The sequence below is a fragment of the Pseudomonas sp. MF08831 genome (genome assembly GCF_059862645.1).
Genome location: NZ_JCBCUX010000002.1, coordinates 397657 through 417612 on the forward strand (window position 1 = coordinate 397657; position 19956 = coordinate 417612).

Sequence of the window (19956 nt, forward strand, 5' to 3'; positions counted from 1 at the left end):
TTTTTTTATGCCTGAAAAAATATCGAAGCTACCCGCGCGGCGCGGCAGAAGGCGGCGGTCGATGCCAATCAAGGCCATCGTGTTTCTGGCAGCGCCGCGGCACCTGCCACGCCCACCTCTTACATCACGCAGGCAGATAACTGCGCAGACTTACCGCCGCGCCCGACATCCATCCCGACCGCACGCCCGTAGCCTGAAGCACTACTCTGCTCAACGGATCAAATCATGGACAACCGCTCGCTCGCGCTCATCGCCTGCCTGTTCCTGCACGGGTGTGGCACCCCGCCCAACGCCCTTGCGCCAATCGAAAGGCAAATTCTGCTGCAAAGCAGCGCATCCTGGGACGGTACGCCTTATACCGGCTACCCCCAAAGCGCCCCGGAGCTGACGCTGCTGAAGCTCAAGATTGCGCCACACACCACCCTCGCCTGGCACACACACCCGATGCCCAACGCGGCTTACATACTCCGTGGAGAACTCACCGTGCAAAGCCGCGACAGCGGTCACGCTCAGGTTTTCAAACAAGGGCAGACACTCGCCGAGATGGTCAACATCGTCCATCGAGGCGTCACAGGGGATACACCGGTGGAATTACTGGTGTTTTATGCCGGCAGCCCGGGCATGCCGCTCTCCCACACCGATTGATGCCGCCCGGCGCCAATAACCGCCGGGCAACGGCGGCGCAAAAAATCTCATGCGTGCCGCGCGCCTTCAATAATTACGCGTTATCGTTGGCGACCTTCGAACACGCTCGTGCCTACAGGGGATCGCCTTTGAAACATCGACTCGTACTTGCCTTGCTGTTCGCCAGCGCCACGGCCAGCGCCGCGCCGCCGACACTCGAACCGCTGCTCAACAGCATCGCCGAGCGCCTGTCCATCGCCGACCAGGTCGCACTGAGCAAATGGGACAGCCACAAGACCGTGGAAGACCGACCTCGCGAACAGGCTGTGATCGCCAGCGCGAGAGCCCAGGCCCCCGACTACAAAGTCTCGCCCGAGGCGGCGGAGCAATTTTTCTCCGCGCAGATAGAGGCGAATAAACTGGTGCAATACACCCGACTGTCCGACTGGCAGTTTAAAGGCAAGGCGCCCGATACGCCGCGCCCGGACCTGACCGGCAAGATTCGCCCCCAACTGGACCAACTGCAAAAGCGCATGCTGCAACAATTAGCCGACTTCGGCCCCGAGCGCAGCAACCCGCAGTGCCCGCACTGGGTAGCCCTGGCCGTGCATCAACCGTTGAACGATCCCTTGGTGCAGATCGCAATGACCCGCGCCACAGCCGAATTGTGCGTCTACACGCCTTGAAGGATAAGGGCCTGCTTCATTGAAGGCCCTTTCCCGAACCTTGGTTAAATCGCGGAAATGTCTGATACATCCCAGGCCATCGACCCCCTACGATGCAGCGTCCTGCCGCCACTCGCCGATGTCTTCGCGATGAACCTTATCTGTAAGACCCTGTGTTCACTAACGCTCGCGCTCAGCCCAATCGCCGCAGCGCAAAAACCCACACCGCCTACGCCCCTCGACCTTGAGCCCACGGCGTGGACGGTAGAGGCGCCTTACCCGCAAAGCACGATTATCAATGCCCGCATCAATGGCACCGCCGCCCACGACGGCAATTCCAGCATGGCGATCCTGCATGTGGCCTGCTACAGCGCGCCCTTGCGCCCAATGATCTCGCTGCTCACCCACACCGACCAGTTGCATTTCAAACCCGGCATTTATGAAGGCCCGGATGCTCGCTCCACCGGGCCGCTCAGCCTCACCACCGGCGTGCTCCCACCCCGCACTTACCGCGTAAACGGCTATTACAGCGCCGAGCCCACGCAGCAGCACGGCGTGCTGTTCAAACTCACCATGCCCGCCAACCGCCAGGAGCTGCGCGAGTGGATCACCGACGACATGGGTGGCCAGCTCATCAGGATGACCATTCCCTCCGCGATTCCCGGTGATTCGCCACTGAGCGCCGAGTTCATCCTGCCCAAAGACAGCAAAGGCTTGCGCGAGGTCATCAAGCCCTGCCTGAACAATCGTAAAAGCACGCCTAAAAAACCTTCCTGAACAGACCTCGCAAAACTGCACTATATTGGTGCATAGCGCCGCACCCTTCCCACCCTGACAGCCCATTTTGGTTCGAATCTTCCCGAGTGAGCTGGCAGAACGCCACAGTTTCGCGCCTTAAACCCCTATTTCAGGGCTTTAACGCTTCTTTTCGGAGCCTTGGTTTGGTTTTTGCATTTTCCTTGTATCAGCGTGTGCCTCAAGCCCGCGCCTTGCTCCAAAAGAGGTCCTGATGACCATTAGCGATGCACTGCACCGTTTGTTACTCGACAACCTGACCACCGCGACCATTCTGCTCAATGACGACCTGCGTCTTGAGTACATGAACCCGGCGGCGGAGATGCTCCTGGCCATCAGCGGGCAGCGCAGCCATGGGCAGTTCATCAGCGAATTGTTCACCGAGTCGGCCGAAGCCTTGAGCTCGTTGCGCCAGGCGGTGGAGCAGGCACACCCGTTCACCAAGCGCGAAGCGATGCTCACCGCCCTCACCGGCCAGACCCTGACCGTCGACTACGCCGTGACCCCGATCCTGAGCAACGGCGCCACCTTGCTGCTGCTCGAAGTGCACCCGCGTGATCGCCTGCTGCGTATCACTAAAGAAGAAGCGCAGCTGTCCAAGCAGGAAACCAGCAAGATGCTGGTGCGCGGCCTGGCCCATGAGATCAAGAACCCGCTGGGCGGGATTCGCGGCGCCGCGCAATTGCTGGCCCGCGAGCTGCCGGACGAGAACCTCAAGGACTACACCAACGTCATCATCGAAGAAGCCGACCGCCTGCGTAACCTGGTGGACCGCATGCTCGGCTCCAACAAATTGCCGTCGCTGGCGATGACCAACGTGCACGAAGTGCTGGAGCGCGTTTGCCAGTTGGTCGAGGCCGAAAGCCAAGGCTGCATCACCCTGGTACGCGACTACGACCCAAGCATTCCGGACGTGTTGATCGACCGCGAACAGATGATCCAGGCCGTGCTCAATATCGTGCGCAACGCCATGCAGGCCATCAGCAGCCAGAACGAGCTGCGCCTGGGCCGCATCAGCCTGCGCACCCGTGCCCTGCGCCAGTTCACCATCGGCCATGTGCGCCATCGCCTGGTCACCAAGGTCGAGATCATCGACAACGGCCCGGGCATTCCTGCAGAACTGCAGGAAACCATCTTCTTTCCCATGGTCAGCGGCCGCCCGGACGGTACCGGGCTGGGCCTGGCCATTACCCAGAACATCATCAGCCAGCACCAGGGTTTGATCGAGTGTGAGAGCCATCCCGGCCACACCACCTTCTCGATCTTTCTGCCTCTGGAACAAGGAGCCCCATCGACATGAGCCGTAGTGAAACTGTCTGGATCGTCGATGACGACCGTTCTATCCGCTGGGTCCTCGAGAAAGCCTTGCAACAGGAAGGCATGACCACCCAGAGCTTCGACAGCGCCGACGGGGTGATGAGCCGCCTGGCGCGCCAGCAGCCGGACGTGATCATCTCCGACATCCGCATGCCCGGCGCCAGTGGCCTGGACTTGCTGGCGCGCATCCGCGAGCAGCACCCGCGCCTGCCGGTGATCATCATGACCGCGCACTCGGACCTGGACAGCGCTGTCGCGTCCTACCAGGGCGGCGCGTTTGAATACTTGCCCAAGCCGTTCGACGTGGACGAGGCGGTGGCGCTGGTCAAGCGCGCCAACCAGCACGCCCAAGAACAGCAGAGCCAGGAAGCCCCACCGGCCCTGACTCGCACCCCGGAAATCATTGGTGAAGCGCCGGCGATGCAGGAAGTGTTTCGCGCCATCGGGCGCTTGAGCCACTCCAACATCACCGTGCTGATCAACGGTGAGTCTGGCACCGGTAAAGAGCTTGTGGCCCATGCGTTGCACCGCCACAGCCCGCGGGCGGCTTCGCCGTTCATCGCGCTGAACATGGCGGCGATTCCCAAGGACTTGATGGAGTCCGAGCTGTTCGGCCATGAAAAAGGCGCGTTTACCGGCGCGGCCAACCTGCGTCGTGGGCGCTTTGAACAGGCGGACGGCGGCACGTTGTTCCTCGATGAAATCGGCGACATGCCGGCCGACACCCAAACCCGCTTGCTGCGCGTATTGGCCGACGGTGAGTTCTATCGCGTGGGCGGGCACACGCCGGTCAAGGTCGATGTGCGCATCATCGCAGCGACGCACCAGAACCTCGAAACCCTGGTGCACGCGGGCAAATTCCGTGAGGACTTGTTCCACCGTCTGAACGTTATCCGCATTCACATCCCACGCATGTCGGATCGCCGCGAAGACATTCCGACGCTGGCTCGCCACTTCCTCAGCCGCGCCGCTCAAGAGCTGGCCGTCGAGCCGAAGTTGCTTAAAAGCGAGACCGAGGAGTACCTGAAAAACCTGCCATGGCCGGGCAACGTACGTCAGCTGGAAAACACCTGCCGCTGGATCACGGTGATGGCATCGGGTCGCGAAGTGCATATCAGCGACCTGCCGCCGGAGCTGCTGAGCCTGCCGCAGGACTCGGCACCCGTGACCAACTGGGAACAGGCGCTGCGCCAGTGGGCTGATCAGGCCTTGGCACGCGGCCAGTCGAACCTGCTCGACAGCGCCGTACCGGCGTTCGAGCGGATCATGATCGAAACCGCCTTGAAGCACACCGCCGGCCGCCGCCGCGACGCCGCCGTGCTGCTGGGTTGGGGCCGTAATACCCTGACGCGCAAGATCAAGGAGCTGGGGATGAAGGTGGATGGCGGCGACGATGATGAGGGTGATGAAGGCTGATCACAGCCTTCTCATCCACTGAATATCAAATGTGGGGAGGGGGCTTGCCCCCGATTACGGTGTATCAGCCACACACTCGCTGACTGACACACTGCTATCGGGGGCAAGCCCCCTCCCACATTTTGATTGTCTGCACGTTTGGATCGCCACAAGGTTGCGTGACCGTGCACCGCTTCAATGCACCATGAACCGGCATCGGGCACGTATCTAACGCCTGAAACCTCAACCTCGTTGAAAAAATCTTGCACATCGAAAACGCCAAAGCCCCGTATTTCGGGGCTTTGCGCTTTCTGGCAATTTTTTTTGGCACCCATTGCAAGTTCTGGCACGCGCCCTGCAATAACCCTTGTACTACCCAGTTTCGGGGACCTTGGTACAGGCAGGCCGAGAATCCCCTCTTTACACCCGGGGTGCTTGATGCGGATAGCGTCGCGCCCCACACCCGTTTCGGGAACCTCGGTACAGGCAGGCCGGGGATTCCCTCTTTAATACCGAAGCCGTTGGCTTCACCCCGTTTTGGGAACCTTGGTACAGGCAGGCCGGGGATTCCCTCTTTTATTCCTCGCGCAGATGGATCTGCAACCGCCAACGGCCATCGGCCTTCTCTCCCTTCCACTCCCCGCGCAACGGCCGAGCCGCCACCAGGTTCAGCAGCAGGCCGCCATCAGTCTTGCGGATGCGCCAGTTCACGTCCTTGTCATTGACCTTGAGTTGCCCGCTGGCGGCTTTGCCCAGTGCGTCAAACAGCAGCGCCACGGTGCCGTCGATATGTTCGCCGTGCAGCTTGGGTTCACTGTTGAACCACACCATCAGGCCGTCCGCCGCGGTCTCGACGTGTTGCAGCTCGACCGGGTCCGGCGTGGTGAGGCGGCCGATCATCAGGCCGATCATCAACCCCACAATCGCCAATGAGCCCAAAACCCTGGGCAATAGCTTCGGTCTTGGGTCGTCTTCGGGGGTAGAATGCAGCGCATCTTTGCCTTCGGAGCCGTGCATGTTTCACGTCATCCTTTTTCAACCAGAAATTCCGCCGAATACCGGCAACGTTATCAGGCTGTGCGCCAACAGTGGCTGCCACCTGCATTTGATCGAGCCTCTGGGCTTCGACATGGACGACAAGCGCCTGCGCCGCGCCGGGCTGGACTACCACGAGTACGCCACGCTCAAGCGCCATGCGGACCTGGCCAGTTGCCTGGAAAGCCTGGGCCACCCGCGGCTGTTCGCGTTCACCACCAAGGGTTCGCGGCCGTTTCATGACGCCAGCTTTGCCGAAGGCGACGCCTTCCTGTTCGGCCCGGAAAGCCGTGGCCTGCCGGCCGAGGTGCTCGACGCCCTGCCCGACGGCCATCGCCTGCGCTTGCCGATGCGTGAGGGCTGCCGCAGCTTGAACCTGTCCAACACCGTGGCCGTCGCTGTGTACGAAGGCTGGCGCCAACTCGGTTTTAAATAACACACAAAACAAAATGTGGGAGGGGGCTTGCCCCCGATGGCAGAGTGTCAGTCGACAACTATGTGACTGATCCACCGCTATCGGGGGCAAGCCCCCTCCCACATTGGGTACTGCGTCGGGCCCATTACTGAACGGTCGACGAACCTTCTGTTTGCATGCGCTGCAGCTCTTGCGCGTACAAGGCATCGAAGTTCACCGGAGCCAGCATCAGCGCCGGGAACGAGCCACGGGTGACCAGGCTGTCCAGGGTCTCACGGGCATACGGGAACAGAATGTTCGGGCAGAACGCGCCCAGGGTGTGGCTCATCGAAGCCTCATCCAGGCCCTGGATCAGGAAGATGCCGGCCTGTTGCACTTCAGCGATGAAGGCCACTTCTTCGCCGTTTTTGACGGTGACCGACAGGGTCAGCACGACTTCGTGGAAGTCGCCTTCCAGTGCCTTTTGACGGGTGTTCAGGTCCAGCGCAACGCTTGGGGTCCATTCCTGGCGGAAGATAGCCGGGCTTTTCGGCGCTTCGAACGACAGGTCACGCACGTAGATCCGCTGCAGCGAGAATTGTGGGCCTTGGTCTTGCGCTGCTTCGGTGTTCTGTTGGTCAGTCATCGCAGATCCTTCTTGATCTTGGGGTCTTTTAGGGGTTAGGAGTCAGACGAGCAGCAGCGCATCAAGCTTACCGGCGCGCTCCAGGGCGAACAGGTCATCGCAACCACCGACATGCTTGTCGCCGATCCAGATCTGCGGCACGGACGTGCGTCCCGCTTTCTTGGTCATCTCGGCGCGCACCTGGGGCTTGCCATCGACCTTGATCTCTTCGAAGGCAACGCCCTTTTTCTCCAGCAGAGCCTTGGCTCGCATGCAGTAAGGGCAATAATCGCTGGAATAAACGACAACCTGGCTCATATCACTTCACCAGCGGCAGGTTATCGGCCTTCCAGCTGCCGATACCGCCGGACAGTTTGGCGGCGGTGAAACCGGTCTTGAGCATCTCGCGGGCGTGGGTGCCGGCGTGCTGGCCTTGGGCGTCGACCAGAATGATGGTCTTGGCTTTGTATTTTTCCAGCTCGGGCAAGCGTGCGATCAGCTTGTCCTGCGGAATGTTCAGGGCGCCGACGATATGGCCGGCGGCAAAATCCTTGGCCGGGCGAATATCCACGACAACGGCCTCATCCTTGTTGACCAGCGCGGTCAGCTCCGACGTGCTCAGGCTGCGGCCACCGCGGCTCATTTCATGAGCGATCAGCAGCGCCAGCAGGATGACGAAGGCACCCGCGAGCAGGTAGTGGGCAGTGGCAAATGCAATCAGGTGATCAACCATCAAGGAGGTTCCAGGGCGTTAAAATGGCGGTAAGTATACACAGCCGTCAGGGGGGGCCAACCCCCGTAAAGCGGTGACGTGGTCGGAACTTCGCTTTAAACTGCTACTCCCTTTTAGATTGCCTTCCTTTATTACCGCCGCGAGAGGATCTATGACTACTACGCCTAAACCTTTGGTCCTGATAATTCTCGATGGCTTCGGACACAGTGAAAGCCACCACGACAACGCCGTGTACTCGGCCAAGAAGCCGGTACTCGACCGCCTGACCGCCACAGTACCCAACGGATTGATCTCCGGTTCCGGTATGGACGTAGGCCTGCCGGACGGCCAGATGGGCAACTCGGAAGTCGGCCACATGAACCTCGGCGCCGGACGAGTGGTATACCAAGACTTCACACGCGTGACCAAATCGATCCGTGACGGCGAGTTCTTCGAGAACCCGGCCATTTGCGCGGCGGTGGATAAAGCAGTTGCGGCCGGCAAGGCCGTGCACTTCATGGGCCTGCTGTCCGACGGCGGTGTACACAGCCACCAGGACCACCTGGTCGCCATGGCCGAGCTGGCGTTCAAGCGCGGCGCCGACAAAATTTACCTGCACGCTTTCCTCGACGGCCGCGACACCCCGCCAAAAAGCGCCCAGTCGTCCATTGAACTGCTCGACGCCACCTTCGCCGCCCTCGGCAAAGGCCGCATCGCCAGCCTGGTCGGCCGTTACTTTGCCATGGACCGCGATAACCGCTGGGACCGCGTGGCCCAGGCCTACAATCTGATCGTCGACGGCCAGGCCGAATTCAACGCGGCTACCGCCCAGGAAGGCTTGCAAGCCGCCTACGCCCGAGGCGAGAGCGATGAATTCGTCAAAGCCACCACCATCGGCGAGCCCGTGAAAGTCGAAGACGGCGACGCCGTGGTATTCATGAACTTCCGCGCCGACCGTGCCCGTGAGCTGAGCCACGTATTCGTCGATGCCGGCTTCAAGGACTTCGAGCGCGCACGTCAGCCAAAGGCCGAGTTCGTGATGCTCACCCAATACGCCGCCAACATCCCGGCCCCGTCAGCGTTCGCGCCGGGCAGCCTGGAAAACGTGCTGGGCGATTACCTGGCCAAGAACGGCAAGACCCAGCTGCGCATCGCCGAAACCGAAAAATACGCTCACGTCACCTTCTTCTTCTCCGGCGGGCGTGAAGAACCGTTCCCGGGCGAAGAACGCATCCTCATTCCATCGCCAAAAGTCGCCACCTACGACCTGCAGCCGGAAATGAGCGCGCCGGAAGTGACCGACAAGATCGTCGATGCCATCGAACACCAGCGTTACGACGTGATCGTGGTCAACTACGCCAACGGCGACATGGTTGGCCACAGCGGCAACCTGGAAGCGGCCGTAAAAGCCGTGGAATGCCTGGACCTGTGCGTCGGCCGCATCGTCGACGCCCTGGACAAAGTCGGCGGCGAAGCGCTGATCACCGCTGACCACGGTAACTGCGAGCAGATGTCGGATGAATCCACCGGCCAGGCCCACACCGCGCACACCACCGAGCCCGTGCCGTTCATTTATGTCGGCAAGCGCGACTTCAAAGTGCGGCACGGCGGCGTGCTGGCCGATGTGGCGCCGACCATGTTGATGCTGATGGGGCTGGAGAAGCCGAAGGAAATGACCGGCACTTCGATTCTGGTTTGATCCCCAGCATCACCGTTAAACAGTGTGGGAGGGGGCTTGCCCCCGATTACGGTGGGTCAGCTGACACCTAGGTGGCTTATACACCGCTATCGGGGGCAAGCCCCCTCCCACATTGGATCTCCTGTGTTTGGTCGATATCTTTTCGCCATACCACCGCCACTCGGCACCTATCTTGCCTCCCAGCCCGAATTGGGCGTTTTTTTTGCGGCGCTTGGCGGGCATACTAGGCCGTCCCTTTCCCTGGTGTCGCCCGCCTCTATGCTTCGCGCCTTGATTACTCTCGCTCTAGTCTGCCTGCTCCAACCGGCATTTGCCGATGAGCGCGCACAAACCCAACAACAGTTGGACGCTACGCGTCAGGACATTACCGAGCTGAAGAAACTGCTCGGCAAGCTCCAGGAAGAGAAATCCGGGGTGCAGAAAGACCTGCGCGGTACCGAAACCGAGATGGGCAAGCTCGAGAAGCAGGTCCAGGAGCTACAAAAAGAATTAAAGAAGAGCGAGTCGGAACTGGAGCGACTCGACGCTGAGAAAAAAAAACTCCAGAGCGCACGCGTTGAACAGCAACGCCTGATTGCGATCCAGGCCCGCGCCGCGTACCAGAGCGGCCGCCAGGAATACCTCAAGCTGCTGCTCAACCAGCAGAACCCGGAAAAATTCGCGCGTACCCTTACCTATTACGACTACCTGAGCAAGGCACGCCTGGCGCAATTGAAGGGCTTTAACGAAACCCTGCGCCAGCTGGCCAACGTCGAGCAGGAAATCGCCGACCAGCAGTCGCAACTGCTCGACCAGAAAACCGCCCTCGATACCCAGCGCGACCAGCTGGACAAGGTACGCAAAGAGCGCCAGCTAGCCCTGGCCAAGCTCAACGACGATGTGAAAGCCCGCGACGCCAAGCTGCAGGCCCGCGAGCAAGACCAGGCTGACCTGGGCAAAGTGCTCAAAACCATCGAGGAAACCCTGGCTCGCCAGGCACGTGAGGCCGAAGAAGCGCGGCAGAAAGCGCTGATCGCCCAGCAGGAAGCGGAAAAAAAGCGTCAGCGTGAAGCCGAACTGGCCGCCGCCACCGACGCTCCGGCCCCACGCAAACCGGCGCACGCAGCGCCTGGCCCGCTGGTTTCCAGCGCCGGCGAGTCGTTCGGCGGACCTTTTGCTTCAGCGCGTGGAAAACTTCCATGGCCTGTTGATGGTCGACTACTGGCACGCTTCGGTGAAACCCGGGGTGACGATACCCGCGCCAAATGGGACGGGGTCATGATCAGCGCTGCCGCCGGCAGCCAGGTTCATGCCGTTCACGGTGGGCGCGTGGTGTTTGCCGATTGGCTGCGCGGTGCCGGTTTGTTGGTGATTCTTGACCACGGTAATGGCTATTTGAGTCTTTACGGCCACAATCAGACTTTACTCAAGTCGGCAGGTGATGTTGTAAAAGCCGGTGAATCCATCTCCACTGTCGGTAACAGTGGTGGCCAGGACACGCCGGCGCTGTACTTCGCTATTCGTCAGCAGGGCCGCCCGAGCGACCCTGCACAATGGTGCCGTTCCCAAGGATAGGGCCGCATCTACATTAGGAGTTCGTTCGACATGCTGCATTTGTCCCGCCTCACATCGCTGGCCCTGACGATCGCCCTGGTGATCGGCGCGCCTCTGGCTTTTGCCGACCAGGCCGCCGGGGCTGCACCCGCTGCCACGGCTGCGACCACCAAGGCCCCGCTGCCGCTGGACGAGCTGCGTACCTTTGCCGAGGTCATGGACCGGATCAAGGCAGCCTATGTCGAACCCGTAGACGATAAAACCCTGCTGGAAAATGCCATTAAAGGCATGCTCAGCAACCTCGACCCGCACTCCGCTTACCTGGGCCCGGAAGATTTTGCCGAGTTGCAGGAAAGCACCAGCGGCGAGTTCGGCGGCCTGGGCATCGAAGTCGGCTCCGAAGACGGCCAGATCAAAGTGGTCTCGCCGATTGACGACACCCCGGCGTCCAAGGCCGGCATCCAGGCCGGCGACCTGATCGTAAAGATCAACGGTCAGCCGACACGCGGCCAAACCATGACCGAAGCGGTCGACAAGATGCGTGGCAAGCTCGGCCAGAAAATCACCCTGACCCTGGTGCGCGACGGCGGCAACCCGTTTGACGTGACGCTGGCCCGCGCGACCATCACGGTCAAGAGCGTGAAGAGCCAACTGCTGGAGTCCGGCTACGGCTACATCCGCATCACCCAGTTCCAGGTCAAGACCGGCGACGAAGTGGCCAAGGCCCTGGCCAAGCTGCGCAAAGACAACGGCAAGAAGCTCAACGGCATCGTGCTCGACCTGCGTAACAACCCAGGCGGCGTGTTGCAGTCTGCGGTGGAAGTGGTCGACCACTTCATCACCAAGGGCCTGATCGTTTACACCAAAGGCCGCATCGCCAACTCCGAGTTGCGCTTCTCGGCCACCGGCAATGACTTGAGCGAAGGCGTGCCATTGGCTGTATTGATCAACGGCGGCAGTGCCTCGGCGTCGGAAATCGTCGCCGGTGCCCTGCAAGACCAGAAACGCGGCGTGCTGATGGGCACCACCAGCTTCGGCAAAGGCTCGGTACAAACCGTATTGCCGCTGAACAATGACCGCGCATTGAAGATCACCACGGCGTTGTACTACACGCCGAACGGCCGTTCGATTCAGGCGCAGGGCATCGTCCCGGACATCGAAGTGCGTAAAGCCAAGATCACCAACGAGATCGACAGCGAATACTACAAAGAGGCCGACCTGCAAGGTCACCTGGGCAATGGCAACGGCGGTGCCGACCAGCCAACCGGCAGCGGCGCCAAAGCCAAGCCGATGCCGCAGGACGACGATTACCAACTGGCCCAGGCGCTGAGCCTGCTGAAAGGCCTGAGCATCACGCGCAGCCGTTGATATGCGTTTTGCCCTGATCATCGCCCTGCTGTGCAGTCTGGCAGGCGTCGCCCACGCGACGCCTGACGGCGAGCCACACAAAGCCTACCTGACCCTCATCATCGACGACCTGGGGCAAAACCTGCCCCGGGATCGTCGCGTGCTGGCCCTGCCCGGGCCGGTGACCACCGCGGTGATGCCGGACACGCCCCACGCCGCCGAATTCGCCCGCGAAGCGCACAAGGCCGGCAAGATTGTGATCCTGCACATGCCCATGGACCCGGCCACCGGCCCGTTCGCCTGGCACCCCGAGCTGCCGATCGAAGAACTTGGCAAACGCCTGGACGCCGCGTTCAAGGCCGTGCCCTACACCGCTGGCATCAACAACCATATGGGCAGCCGCATGACTGCCCAACGGGACGCCATGGCCTGGTTGATGGGCGAGCTGCAGCGGCGTAACAAGTTCTTTGTCGACAGCCGCACCAGCGCGCAAACCGTCGCCGCCGCCGAAGCGCAAAAGATTGGTTTGGCGCATGTCTCGCGGGATGTATTCCTCGATGACGAGCGCACCGAGGCGGCCATTACCACGCAGCTGCAAACCGCGATCAAGCTGGCACACAAGCAGGGCTCGGTGGTGATGATCGGCCACCCCTATCCGCAGACGCTGGCGGTGCTGGAGCGCGAGTTGCCCAAGCTCAAGGCTCAGGGCATCGACTGGATTGATATCAAGCTGATGATCAGCGTGCGCGGCAATCAGGCCATGGCCGGGCATGGCAAGAACGGTCAGTACCGTTAGATAAGGTGGCGACATTCCAGTGTGAGAGCGGACTTGCTCGCGAAGGCGGTGGTTCAGTCAGCCGATTGAGTGGCTGACACTCCGCTTTCGCGAGCAAGCCCGCTCCCACATTTTTGACCGTGGTTTTCCCGCTGATTGCAGTGCGCCGCATGGGTGCATTTGAAATGCAGTATTCGCGGTGGGAGCTGGCTTGCCTGCGATAGCAGTCTTTCAATGACACCTATTTCAGCTGAACCACCGCTATCGCAGGCAAGCCAGCTCCCACAGTAGTTCTTGCCAGTTAGAGGTAGCGCGCCATGATCTCGTCGATTACGCCGTCTTTGCGCAGTTGATCCAGCGCGGCCTGAAGCTTGGCGACCAGTTCGTCCGGCACGTCCTTGTTCAGCGCAAGGTAGAGTTGCGCGCTGTTGAAGCGCAACACGGTCTTGAGCCCCGTCACGCCGACCTGACGCGCCAGGTAGCGCCCAGCCGGATCGCCCGTCGCCCATAAGTCGATCTGGCCATCCATGAGTTTTTGCGCGTTGTCCTGATCGCGTAACACCACCAGTGGGTTGAGGCCCTGCTTCTCCAAGGTTTCGGCAATAGCGTCGCCCTTGTAGGCGCCAATCTTGTAGCGACGGGCGTGTTCAAGATCCGCCAGCTCTATCTTGCTGTCGGCCTTGGCCAGCATCACCCAATCGTCCGGGCCGATCGGGCCGACCCACTTGAACAGGGCTTCACGGTCCGGCAGGCGCGCCATCACGAATACGCCATAACCAGGTTTTTCCAGGGCGAGTTTGTAGATTCGCTCCCAAGGAAAACGCAGGGTCAGGTTGTAGGAAATGCCGGCACGCTTGAAGGTCTCGCGCACGATGTCCACGGCGATGCCTTCGATGTTCTCGTCCTTGGCGAAGTTCTTGCCGTTTTTTGCCATGTTGTACGGCGGGAAGTTTTCCGTCAGCAACACCAAAGAGGCGTCAGACGGTTCTTCGGCACGGGCCGAGCCTGCCAAAAGCATGGAAGAACTGGCGAGGGCGAGCAGCAGGTGTTTGAACATGAAAGTTACCGGAATCCATGGCAAGCGCAGAGAGTGCCGCGCGCTCGCCATGGTGTCCAGCAGCGTTTAGCGAACGACGATACCGCGCGCCGCCATGTAGGCCTTGGCCTCCGGAACGGTGTATTCGCCAAAGTGGAAAATGCTTGCCGCCAGCACCGCACTGGCATGGCCTTCGATCACGCCGTCGGCCAGGTGCTGCAGGTTGCCGACACCGCCGGACGCAATGACCGGAATGCCCAGCGCATCGCTGATGGCGCGGGTCACGCCGAGGTCGAAGCCGTTTTTCATGCCGTCCTGGTCCATGCTGGTCAGCAGGATTTCACCGGCGCCCAGGCCTTCCATCTTCATCGCCCACTCCACCGCGTCCAGCCCGGTAGGTTTGCGACCGCCGTGGGTGAAGATCTCCCAACGCGGGGTTTCGCCAGGCCCGGAGACTTTCTTGGCGTCGATGGCGACCACGATGCATTGCGACCCGAAGTGCTGCGCGGCTTCGCCGACAAACTCCGGGTTGAACACGGCGGCGGTGTTGATCGAGACCTTGTCCGCACCGGCATTGAGCAGGTTGCGGATGTCTTGCACGGTGCGCACGCCACCGCCCACGGTCAGCGGGATAAACACCTGGCTGGCCATGCGCTCCACGGTATGCAGCGTGGTGTCACGGCCATCGACGCTGGCGGTGATGTCGAGAAAGGTAATCTCGTCGGCACCTTGCTCATCGTAGCGACGGGCGATTTCCACCGGGTCGCCGGCGTCACGGATGTTCTCGAACTTGACGCCCTTGACCACGCGACCGTTGTCGACGTCCAGGCAAGGGATGATGCGTTTGGCCAGCGCCATGGTCAGTCCTCAGCCGTTGTAGGCATCGCAGTAAGCCTGGGCTTCGGCGACGTCCAGGGTACCTTCATAGATCGCACGGCCGGTGATGGCGCCGATGATGCCAGGCGCCTTGGCGTCCAGCAGCGACTTGATGTCGCCCAGGTTGTGGATACCACCGGAAGCGATCACTGGAATCTTGGTGGCGGCAGCCAACGCGGCGGTGAACGGCACGTTGCAGCCTTGCATCATGCCGTCTTTGGCGATGTCGGTATAAACGATGGCGGACACGCCGTCGGCTTCGAACTGCTTGGCCAGGTCGATTACCTGCACGGTGCTGATTTCAGCCCAGCCGTCGGTGGCGACGAAACCGTCCTTGGCATCCAGGCCGACAATCACCTTGCCCGGGAACGCGCGGCAGGCTTGGGCAACGAACGCCGGGTCTTTCACGGCCTTGGTGCCGATGATCACGTAGCTCACGCCAGCCTTGACGTAGTGCTCGATGGTTTCCAGGGAGCGAATGCCGCCGCCGATCTGAATCGGCAGGTTCGGGTAGCGCTTGGCAATGGCGGTCACCACCTCGCCGTTGACCGGCTGGCCTTCGAAGGCGCCGTTCAAGTCCACCAGATGCAGACGACGGCAGCCACCTTCTACCCATTTGGCAGCCATGCTCACCGGGTCATCGGAGAACACGGTGGAGTCTTCCATGCGGCCTTGGCGCAGGCGTACACAAGCGCCGTCCTTGAGATCGATAGCGGGGATAATCAGCATCTGGCAAACCTTATTCGATATTCAGCAATGCTTGGGAAATCAGGGTTTCTCAAGCGACCACAAGTCGCTTTCGATGCTTTCGAACCTTTCTTTAAGGAGCGTCTGCGTGTCGAAAATCGCCCTGTTGTAATAGTGCGGCGCTACTTCGGTGGTGAACAGTTCAAGAAGCTCGGCGACCTCGAACGAGCCCAACTTGAGCTCAAAGCGGTCTTCCATGAAGCGCTTGATCTTGAGCGTCGCCTCACGCTCCTGTTCGGGCGTGAGGTTCAAGATCGGCACTTTCGGCTTCTTGGCCATTTACCACCGGCCATCCCACGCGGCGAAGTTCTGCAGCAATTGCAGGCCATGGGTATGGCTCTTCTCCGGGTGGAATTGCACGGCAAAACGCGAACCTTCGGCCAGCGCTGCGGCGAAGTCGACGCCGTAGTGCCCGCCACCGACCACCTGACGCGGGTTACCGGCGGCGATGTAGTAGCTGTGCACAAAGTAGAAACGCGCCATGTCCGGGATTTCGTGCCACAGCGGGTGGTCGACGGTGCGGCGCACCTCGTTCCAGCCCATGTGCGGGACCTTCAAGTGCTCGCCGTCTTCGTGCAGGTCCTTGCCAAAGAACTTCACCTGGCCTGGAAACAGGCCGATGCAGTCAACGCCGGCGTTCTCTTCGCTGCGCTCAAGCAAGGCTTGCATGCCCACGCAGATGCCGAGGAACGGGCGGTCCTGGCTGACTTCGCGCACCAGGTCGTCAAAGCCCAGGCGGCGGATCTCGGCCATGCAATCGCGAATCGCGCCAACCCCAGGAAATACCACCCGGTCGGCTTCGCGAATCACGTTGGCGTCACTGGTGATCAGCACCTTGCCGGCGCCTACGTGCTCGAGGGCCTTGGCCACCGAGTGCAGGTTACCCATGCCGTAATCGATAACCGCGACCGTCTGCATTACAGAACGCCCTTGGTCGAGGGCATTTGCCCGGCCATGCGGTCATCCAGCTCCACGGCCATGCGCAGCGCGCGGCCGAAAGCCTTGAACACGGTTTCGATCTGGTGGTGGGTGTTGGTGCCGCGCAGGTTGTCGATGTGCAGGCTGACGAGGGCGTGGTTGACGAAGCCCTGGAAGAATTCCTGGAACAGGTCAACGTCAAAGCCGCCCACGGTGGCGCGGGTGTAGGGCACGTGCATCTGCAGGCCTGGGCGGCCGGAGAAGTCGATGACTACGCGCGACAGCGCTTCGTCCAGCGGGACATAGGCGTGGCCGTAGCGACGGATGCCTTTTTTGTCGCCGATGGCTTTGGCAAAAGCCTGGCCCAACGTGATACCGACGTCTTCCACCGTGTGGTGGTCGTCGATATGCAGGTCGCCCTTGCTGACGATATCCAGGTCGATCAGCCCGTGACGGGCGATCTGGTCCAGCATGTGCTCAAGAAAAGGTACACCGATATCAAATCGGGCCTTTCCGGTGCCATCCAGGTTGATCGAGGCTTTGATCTGGGTTTCCAGAGTGTCGCGCTCGACGGACGCCTTACGTTCGGCCATCACCAGCTCCGCAAAATCATTGGGCGAAAAAGGCAGCCATTATAGGGGCGCGGGCGCTAAACAGAAACATCGAAGGGGATAAGACTGATGGAGTGTCGGCGATAGACATGTGCGTACAAGTGCGTGCTCCAGGATGGTGCGCGCGGCATATTAGCCAAATGCCAGCGCCGGCTTCGCTGTAATATGAGCGCTACGTTTGAAACCTGATGAATACTGAACAGTGACGATACCCAGAGTCTTACGGCGCAGCGGCATTCTCCTCCTGTGGGCGCTGACCTACTACGTCACCGGCATGGCCTCGCTGGCCTTTGATGACCCCGTCTCGAAGATGGCGATTATCTGGTTTCCGGCGGGCGTCTCGGTGTCGGCCTTCCTGAGCTCGCGCCGTGCTCACTGGCCGATGCTGTTCCTTGTGTTGTTGATCGCGCGGGTGCTGCTCGGTGCGCACGGCTGGGAGGAGTCACCGGCCGCCATCGCGCTGTCGGCTGAGGCGCTGGCAGGTTCGATTGCCATTGCCTGGCTGGTACGGCGCTTCGCGCGCCGTGGCGACGACCTGCACGCCATCGTGCTGTGGTTGCTGGCGACCGTGGCCATTTGTGGCGTACAGGCGCTGATCAGGAAGGGTTGGCTGATGCTGGCCGGGGAAACATCACCCCATACACTGATGACCAACTGGATGTCTGGCGTTAACGGCGTGTTCTTTGCGACCGTCGTGGTCATGAACGTGCTGAACAGCAACCTGCGCGAATTTCCCACCAGCGCGCGGGAGAAACTCGCCGGCGCAGGGTGGCTGCTGCTGCTCGCATTGAATACCTGGTACGTCTTCGGGGCCGCGCCGCACTGGCTCACCAGCATGCTGGACACCGATGCCGGCGCCGCGGTGTATTTCATCCTGGCCTGCCTGCCGATCGCTCTCGCCCTTGCTGTTTGCGTGACCTGGCGCAGCCCTGGCGGCTCAATCGCGCTGCTGGTGCTGGGCAGCATCGTGGTCAATTACACCGATCAGAAGACCGGGCCGTTTTATGTGCCGGGCCTGCTCGAAGGCGAGCCTCTGCTGCTTGCGCAAAGCTACTTGTCCATTACCGCCCTGCTGGTGGTGGTGATACGCCTGATGACGCAATCGGCCAAGCCCTACGACCCGCAAACCGGGCGGCTGGGGGGCGACGGCGTGATGTACCAGTTGCATCCCGAAACAGGCGACATCCTCTGGGACGACAACCTTGATTCGCTACTGGATATCGGCACCCGGCCCCTGGGCACCATTGAGCAGGTGCTGGCGCGCGTGCACCCCGAAGACCGCGAAAAACTCAAACAGCACTGGTCGCCGGACACCCGTACCCACGCCTCATCGCTGGCCTTTCGCATCGACAAAGGTAACGGTGACTGGCTGACCCTTTACGACCAAAGCCCCGGCGCCATGCGCGATGCCAGGGGCCAAGCATTTGTCGGCAACTGGCAAAGCAGTCGTTATTCCTGAACCTTCGCCCTTTGCCGACCAGCGTCTACCTGTACGAGCACCTTCATGATTCAGATTGCTTTACTGCTGTTCGGCGTTGAATTCGTCCGATCCAAATTCTGGTTTCTCGGCCTGATCGGTATCGTATGGGGCGTGATGGGCGTTGGCGTGATGATCGACGGCCTGGATGGCGAGTTGTACTTTCCGCTGCGCGCGTTCGGCTTGCTGTTGCTGCTGGAAAGCATTGTCACCCTGAGCGTGGCCGCCAGCGGCGTAGGTACTCAGCGCGCCGTGCTGTATTTCAAGGGCGGGATTTGCTTTTTTGTCGCGGTATTGATCCTCGCCGACAAGGTCTACAGCAACCTGCTGCTGGCGATCATTTTTGGCTTTACCTATTTTGTGATCGGCCTGCTGACCATCACCTCGGCCTGGGTCGTCAGGTTCCCGCGCTGGCGATCATCGTTGATCAGCGGCGGCGCCCAAGTGGTATTCGCCGGGTTGCTGGTCAGCCCCTACCCCATCGCCAACAGTGCCACCGTGTCTTTTTTTCTTGGCGCGCTGATGATCGTCAGCGGCCTGAACACGGTACGCATTGCGCGTCGCGTCAGGCGATTGCGCCATGGCACCTCGACGTTCGAGCTGCTTGCGCCCAGGGATCTGCTATCGGATTTCAAGAAGCTGCCGCCGCAGGAACCGCCACCGCAGCTTGAGCCGGAGCCTGCCTGCACCGATCCACTGGTGGTGCATATCTGGACGCCGGAAGGCACCGCCAGCGCAACCACCATTCCACGCCCGATCATCAATCGCTACATCGCGGCCGTGGACGCACAAGGCGTGATTTCAACCGGGCACGCTGCCCTTGAACTGTCGCCGTCGGTGTACCTGAGCCTGTATCCGGTGGCAGACATCGATCGCTCACCGTCAGAGTTTTTCCGTATCCTCAAGGCCACCCGCAACAATGACGTGCCGGGCACCTTCCAGCCGGACTACGCCACCGAAGTGGCCAACTGGTGCGATTCGGACCGCAAGATCATTTTTCACCGGTACAGCCGCAAGGCGTTGATTGAGTTTTCCAATAACTATCGCCAACAGGCCACTTACAACCTGACCTACCGCAACTGCTCGAGCAGCGTGGCATTTGCCTTGGAAGCCTCGATGGATGGGGTATTGGCGGAACGCTCGCGACGCTGGCGGTCGGTGTTGCAGACCCTGCTCATGCCGGAACTGTGGATTGCCGCGCAAGTACGCAAGCGCGCCATGACCATGGCCTGGACACCCGGCCTGGTGATGGATTACGCACGAGCCTTGCGGGTGATTGTGCATCCGGTGCCGCGGCCATGGTTTCAACGCATCCCATGGCGCGGTCAATCAACCAAAGCCTTGCCTGACAAGAAGCAGGATTAGCCCGCGCTGG

22 protein-coding genes are annotated in these 19956 nt (G+C 61.0%); 12 read left to right on the top strand and 10 right to left on the bottom strand.

The window, feature by feature from the left end:
• Nucleotides 1-225 precede the first annotated feature (225 nt).
• The 5 genes from AC19YS_RS05110 to ntrC all read left to right on the top strand — a co-directional run bounded on the left by AC19YS_RS05110 (nt 226) and on the right by ntrC (nt 4817).
• On the top strand, nt 226-645 hold the full coding sequence (locus tag AC19YS_RS05110) for a cupin domain-containing protein (RefSeq protein ID WP_119738108.1): 420 nt from the start codon (nt 226-228) through the stop codon (nt 643-645).
• Nucleotides 646-773: 128 nt separating this feature from the next.
• Nucleotides 774-1310, top strand: a complete 537-nt coding sequence (locus tag AC19YS_RS05115; RefSeq protein ID WP_200624280.1) for a chorismate mutase — start codon at nt 774-776, stop codon at nt 1308-1310.
• Nucleotides 1311-1439: 129 nt separating this feature from the next.
• Nucleotides 1440-2066, top strand: a complete 627-nt coding sequence (locus AC19YS_RS05120; RefSeq protein WP_169368016.1) for a hypothetical protein — start codon at nt 1440-1442, stop codon at nt 2064-2066.
• A 232-nt stretch (nt 2067-2298) separates the two neighbouring features.
• Entirely contained in the window at nt 2299-3384 is a 1086-nt protein-coding gene (gene glnL / locus AC19YS_RS05125; RefSeq protein WP_016979130.1) for a nitrogen regulation protein NR(II), read from the top strand.
• Nucleotides 3381-4817: a nitrogen regulation protein NR(I) gene (ntrC, locus tag AC19YS_RS05130; RefSeq protein ID WP_016979129.1), complete on the top strand. Its 1437-nt coding sequence runs from the start codon at nt 3381-3383 to the stop codon at nt 4815-4817. The genes glnL and ntrC overlap by 4 nt, the downstream gene beginning before the upstream one ends.
• Before the next feature lie 555 nt (nt 4818-5372).
• Here ntrC and AC19YS_RS05135 read toward each other — a convergent pair.
• Complete coding sequence (locus AC19YS_RS05135; protein ID WP_200624279.1) at nt 5373-5813, bottom strand: hypothetical protein; 441 nt, start codon at nt 5811-5813, stop codon at nt 5373-5375.
• Between AC19YS_RS05135 and AC19YS_RS05140 the strand changes: the two genes are divergently transcribed.
• Nucleotides 5812-6267: a tRNA (cytidine(34)-2'-O)-methyltransferase gene (locus AC19YS_RS05140; protein ID WP_003171120.1), complete on the top strand. Its 456-nt coding sequence runs from the start codon at nt 5812-5814 to the stop codon at nt 6265-6267. The two genes, AC19YS_RS05135 and AC19YS_RS05140, sit on opposite strands and share 2 nt — an antisense overlap.
• A 124-nt stretch (nt 6268-6391) precedes the next feature.
• On the opposite strand, the gene secB is transcribed toward AC19YS_RS05140, so the two are convergent.
• The 3 genes from secB to AC19YS_RS05155 are packed head-to-tail and all read right to left on the bottom strand — an operon-like array spanning nt 6392 to nt 7583.
• A complete protein-coding gene (secB, locus tag AC19YS_RS05145) occupies nt 6392-6871 on the bottom strand; it encodes a protein-export chaperone SecB (protein ID WP_106577478.1) in 480 nt (159 codons plus the stop codon).
• A 42-nt stretch (nt 6872-6913) separates the two neighbouring features.
• Complete coding sequence (grxC, locus tag AC19YS_RS05150; protein WP_053253893.1) at nt 6914-7168, bottom strand: glutaredoxin 3; 255 nt, start codon at nt 7166-7168, stop codon at nt 6914-6916.
• 1 nt (nt 7169) lies between these two features.
• Complete coding sequence (locus tag AC19YS_RS05155) at nt 7170-7583, bottom strand: rhodanese-like domain-containing protein (RefSeq protein WP_078740246.1); 414 nt, start codon at nt 7581-7583, stop codon at nt 7170-7172.
• 151 nt (nt 7584-7734) lie between these two features.
• Between AC19YS_RS05155 and gpmI the strand changes: the two genes are divergently transcribed.
• The 4 genes from gpmI to AC19YS_RS05175 all read left to right on the top strand — a co-directional run bounded on the left by gpmI (nt 7735) and on the right by AC19YS_RS05175 (nt 12937).
• Nucleotides 7735-9261, top strand: a complete 1527-nt coding sequence (gene gpmI, locus AC19YS_RS05160) for a 2,3-bisphosphoglycerate-independent phosphoglycerate mutase (RefSeq protein WP_106577476.1) — start codon at nt 7735-7737, stop codon at nt 9259-9261.
• A 258-nt stretch (nt 9262-9519) separates the two neighbouring features.
• Nucleotides 9520-10815 (top strand): murein hydrolase activator EnvC family protein, encoded by a 1296-nt coding sequence (locus tag AC19YS_RS05165; RefSeq protein WP_500601106.1) that lies wholly within the window; start codon nt 9520-9522, stop codon nt 10813-10815.
• A 30-nt stretch (nt 10816-10845) separates the two neighbouring features.
• Complete coding sequence (locus AC19YS_RS05170) at nt 10846-12162, top strand: S41 family peptidase (RefSeq protein ID WP_106577474.1); 1317 nt, start codon at nt 10846-10848, stop codon at nt 12160-12162.
• 1 nt (nt 12163) lies between these two features.
• Nucleotides 12164-12937 carry a divergent polysaccharide deacetylase family protein gene (locus AC19YS_RS05175; RefSeq protein WP_106577473.1) on the top strand — a complete coding sequence of 258 codons (774 nt, stop codon included), beginning with the start codon at nt 12164-12166 and terminating at the stop codon, nt 12935-12937.
• 280 nt (nt 12938-13217) lie between these two features.
• On the opposite strand, the gene AC19YS_RS05180 is transcribed toward AC19YS_RS05175, so the two are convergent.
• From AC19YS_RS05180 to hisB, 6 genes are all read right to left on the bottom strand, one after another.
• Nucleotides 13218-13973, bottom strand: coding sequence for a substrate-binding periplasmic protein (locus tag AC19YS_RS05180; protein ID WP_106577472.1), 756 nt, complete (start codon nt 13971-13973; stop codon nt 13218-13220).
• A 66-nt stretch (nt 13974-14039) separates the two neighbouring features.
• The gene (hisF, locus tag AC19YS_RS05185; RefSeq protein ID WP_003171107.1) at nt 14040-14810 is read right to left on the bottom strand and encodes an imidazole glycerol phosphate synthase subunit HisF; all 771 of its coding nucleotides are present in this window, start codon (nt 14808-14810) and stop codon (nt 14040-14042) included.
• A gap of 9 nt (nt 14811-14819) precedes the next feature.
• Complete coding sequence (hisA, locus tag AC19YS_RS05190; RefSeq protein ID WP_057025453.1) at nt 14820-15557, bottom strand: 1-(5-phosphoribosyl)-5-[(5-phosphoribosylamino)methylideneamino]imidazole-4-carboxamide isomerase; 738 nt, start codon at nt 15555-15557, stop codon at nt 14820-14822.
• Nucleotides 15558-15596: 39 nt separating this feature from the next.
• Nucleotides 15597-15854 (bottom strand): DUF2164 domain-containing protein, encoded by a 258-nt coding sequence (locus AC19YS_RS05195; RefSeq protein WP_106577470.1) that lies wholly within the window; start codon nt 15852-15854, stop codon nt 15597-15599.
• The gene (gene hisH, locus AC19YS_RS05200) at nt 15855-16493 is read right to left on the bottom strand and encodes an imidazole glycerol phosphate synthase subunit HisH (protein WP_500601107.1); all 639 of its coding nucleotides are present in this window, start codon (nt 16491-16493) and stop codon (nt 15855-15857) included.
• Nucleotides 16493-17086 carry an imidazoleglycerol-phosphate dehydratase HisB gene (hisB, locus tag AC19YS_RS05205; RefSeq protein WP_003218037.1) on the bottom strand — a complete coding sequence of 198 codons (594 nt, stop codon included), beginning with the start codon at nt 17084-17086 and terminating at the stop codon, nt 16493-16495. The genes hisH and hisB overlap by 1 nt, the downstream gene beginning before the upstream one ends.
• 220 nt (nt 17087-17306) lie before the next feature.
• On the opposite strand from hisB, the gene AC19YS_RS05210 reads away from it, so the two are divergent.
• Both AC19YS_RS05210 and AC19YS_RS05215 read left to right on the top strand, forming a co-directional pair.
• Nucleotides 17307-18563, top strand: coding sequence for an MASE1 domain-containing protein (locus tag AC19YS_RS05210; RefSeq protein ID WP_500601109.1), 1257 nt, complete (start codon nt 17307-17309; stop codon nt 18561-18563).
• Between the two features lie 45 nt (nt 18564-18608).
• Entirely contained in the window at nt 18609-19946 is a 1338-nt protein-coding gene (locus tag AC19YS_RS05215; RefSeq protein ID WP_119738120.1) for an HdeD family acid-resistance protein, read from the top strand.
• The last annotated feature ends 10 nt before the right edge of the window (nt 19947-19956 follow it).

Coding starts and splice junctions, on each gene's coding strand:
- AC19YS_RS05110 (WP_119738108.1), top strand. CDS start 226: ATGGACAACCGCTCGCTCGCGCTCATCGCCTGCCTGTTCCTGCACGGG.
- AC19YS_RS05120 (WP_169368016.1), top strand. CDS start 1,440: ATGAACCTTATCTGTAAGACCCTGTGTTCACTAACGCTCGCGCTCAGC.
- glnL (WP_016979130.1), top strand. CDS start 2,299: ATGACCATTAGCGATGCACTGCACCGTTTGTTACTCGACAACCTGACC.
- ntrC (WP_016979129.1), top strand. CDS start 3,381: ATGAGCCGTAGTGAAACTGTCTGGATCGTCGATGACGACCGTTCTATC.
- AC19YS_RS05140 (WP_003171120.1), top strand. CDS start 5,812: ATGTTTCACGTCATCCTTTTTCAACCAGAAATTCCGCCGAATACCGGC.
- AC19YS_RS05135 (WP_200624279.1), bottom strand. CDS start 5,813: ATGCACGGCTCCGAAGGCAAAGATGCGCTGCATTCTACCCCCGAAGAC.
- secB (WP_106577478.1), bottom strand. CDS start 6,871: ATGACTGACCAACAGAACACCGAAGCAGCGCAAGACCAAGGCCCACAA.
- grxC (WP_053253893.1), bottom strand. CDS start 7,168: ATGAGCCAGGTTGTCGTTTATTCCAGCGATTATTGCCCTTACTGCATG.
- AC19YS_RS05155 (WP_078740246.1), bottom strand. CDS start 7,583: ATGGTTGATCACCTGATTGCATTTGCCACTGCCCACTACCTGCTCGCG.
- gpmI (WP_106577476.1), top strand. CDS start 7,735: ATGACTACTACGCCTAAACCTTTGGTCCTGATAATTCTCGATGGCTTC.
- AC19YS_RS05165 (WP_500601106.1), top strand. CDS start 9,520: ATGCTTCGCGCCTTGATTACTCTCGCTCTAGTCTGCCTGCTCCAACCG.
- AC19YS_RS05170 (WP_106577474.1), top strand. CDS start 10,846: ATGCTGCATTTGTCCCGCCTCACATCGCTGGCCCTGACGATCGCCCTG.
- AC19YS_RS05175 (WP_106577473.1), top strand. CDS start 12,164: ATGCGTTTTGCCCTGATCATCGCCCTGCTGTGCAGTCTGGCAGGCGTC.
- AC19YS_RS05180 (WP_106577472.1), bottom strand. CDS start 13,973: ATGTTCAAACACCTGCTGCTCGCCCTCGCCAGTTCTTCCATGCTTTTG.
- hisF (WP_003171107.1), bottom strand. CDS start 14,810: ATGGCGCTGGCCAAACGCATCATCCCTTGCCTGGACGTCGACAACGGT.
- hisA (WP_057025453.1), bottom strand. CDS start 15,557: ATGCTGATTATCCCCGCTATCGATCTCAAGGACGGCGCTTGTGTACGC.
- AC19YS_RS05195 (WP_106577470.1), bottom strand. CDS start 15,854: ATGGCCAAGAAGCCGAAAGTGCCGATCTTGAACCTCACGCCCGAACAG.
- hisH (WP_500601107.1), bottom strand. CDS start 16,493: ATGCAGACGGTCGCGGTTATCGATTACGGCATGGGTAACCTGCACTCG.
- hisB (WP_003218037.1), bottom strand. CDS start 17,086: ATGGCCGAACGTAAGGCGTCCGTCGAGCGCGACACTCTGGAAACCCAG.
- AC19YS_RS05215 (WP_119738120.1), top strand. CDS start 18,609: ATGATTCAGATTGCTTTACTGCTGTTCGGCGTTGAATTCGTCCGATCC.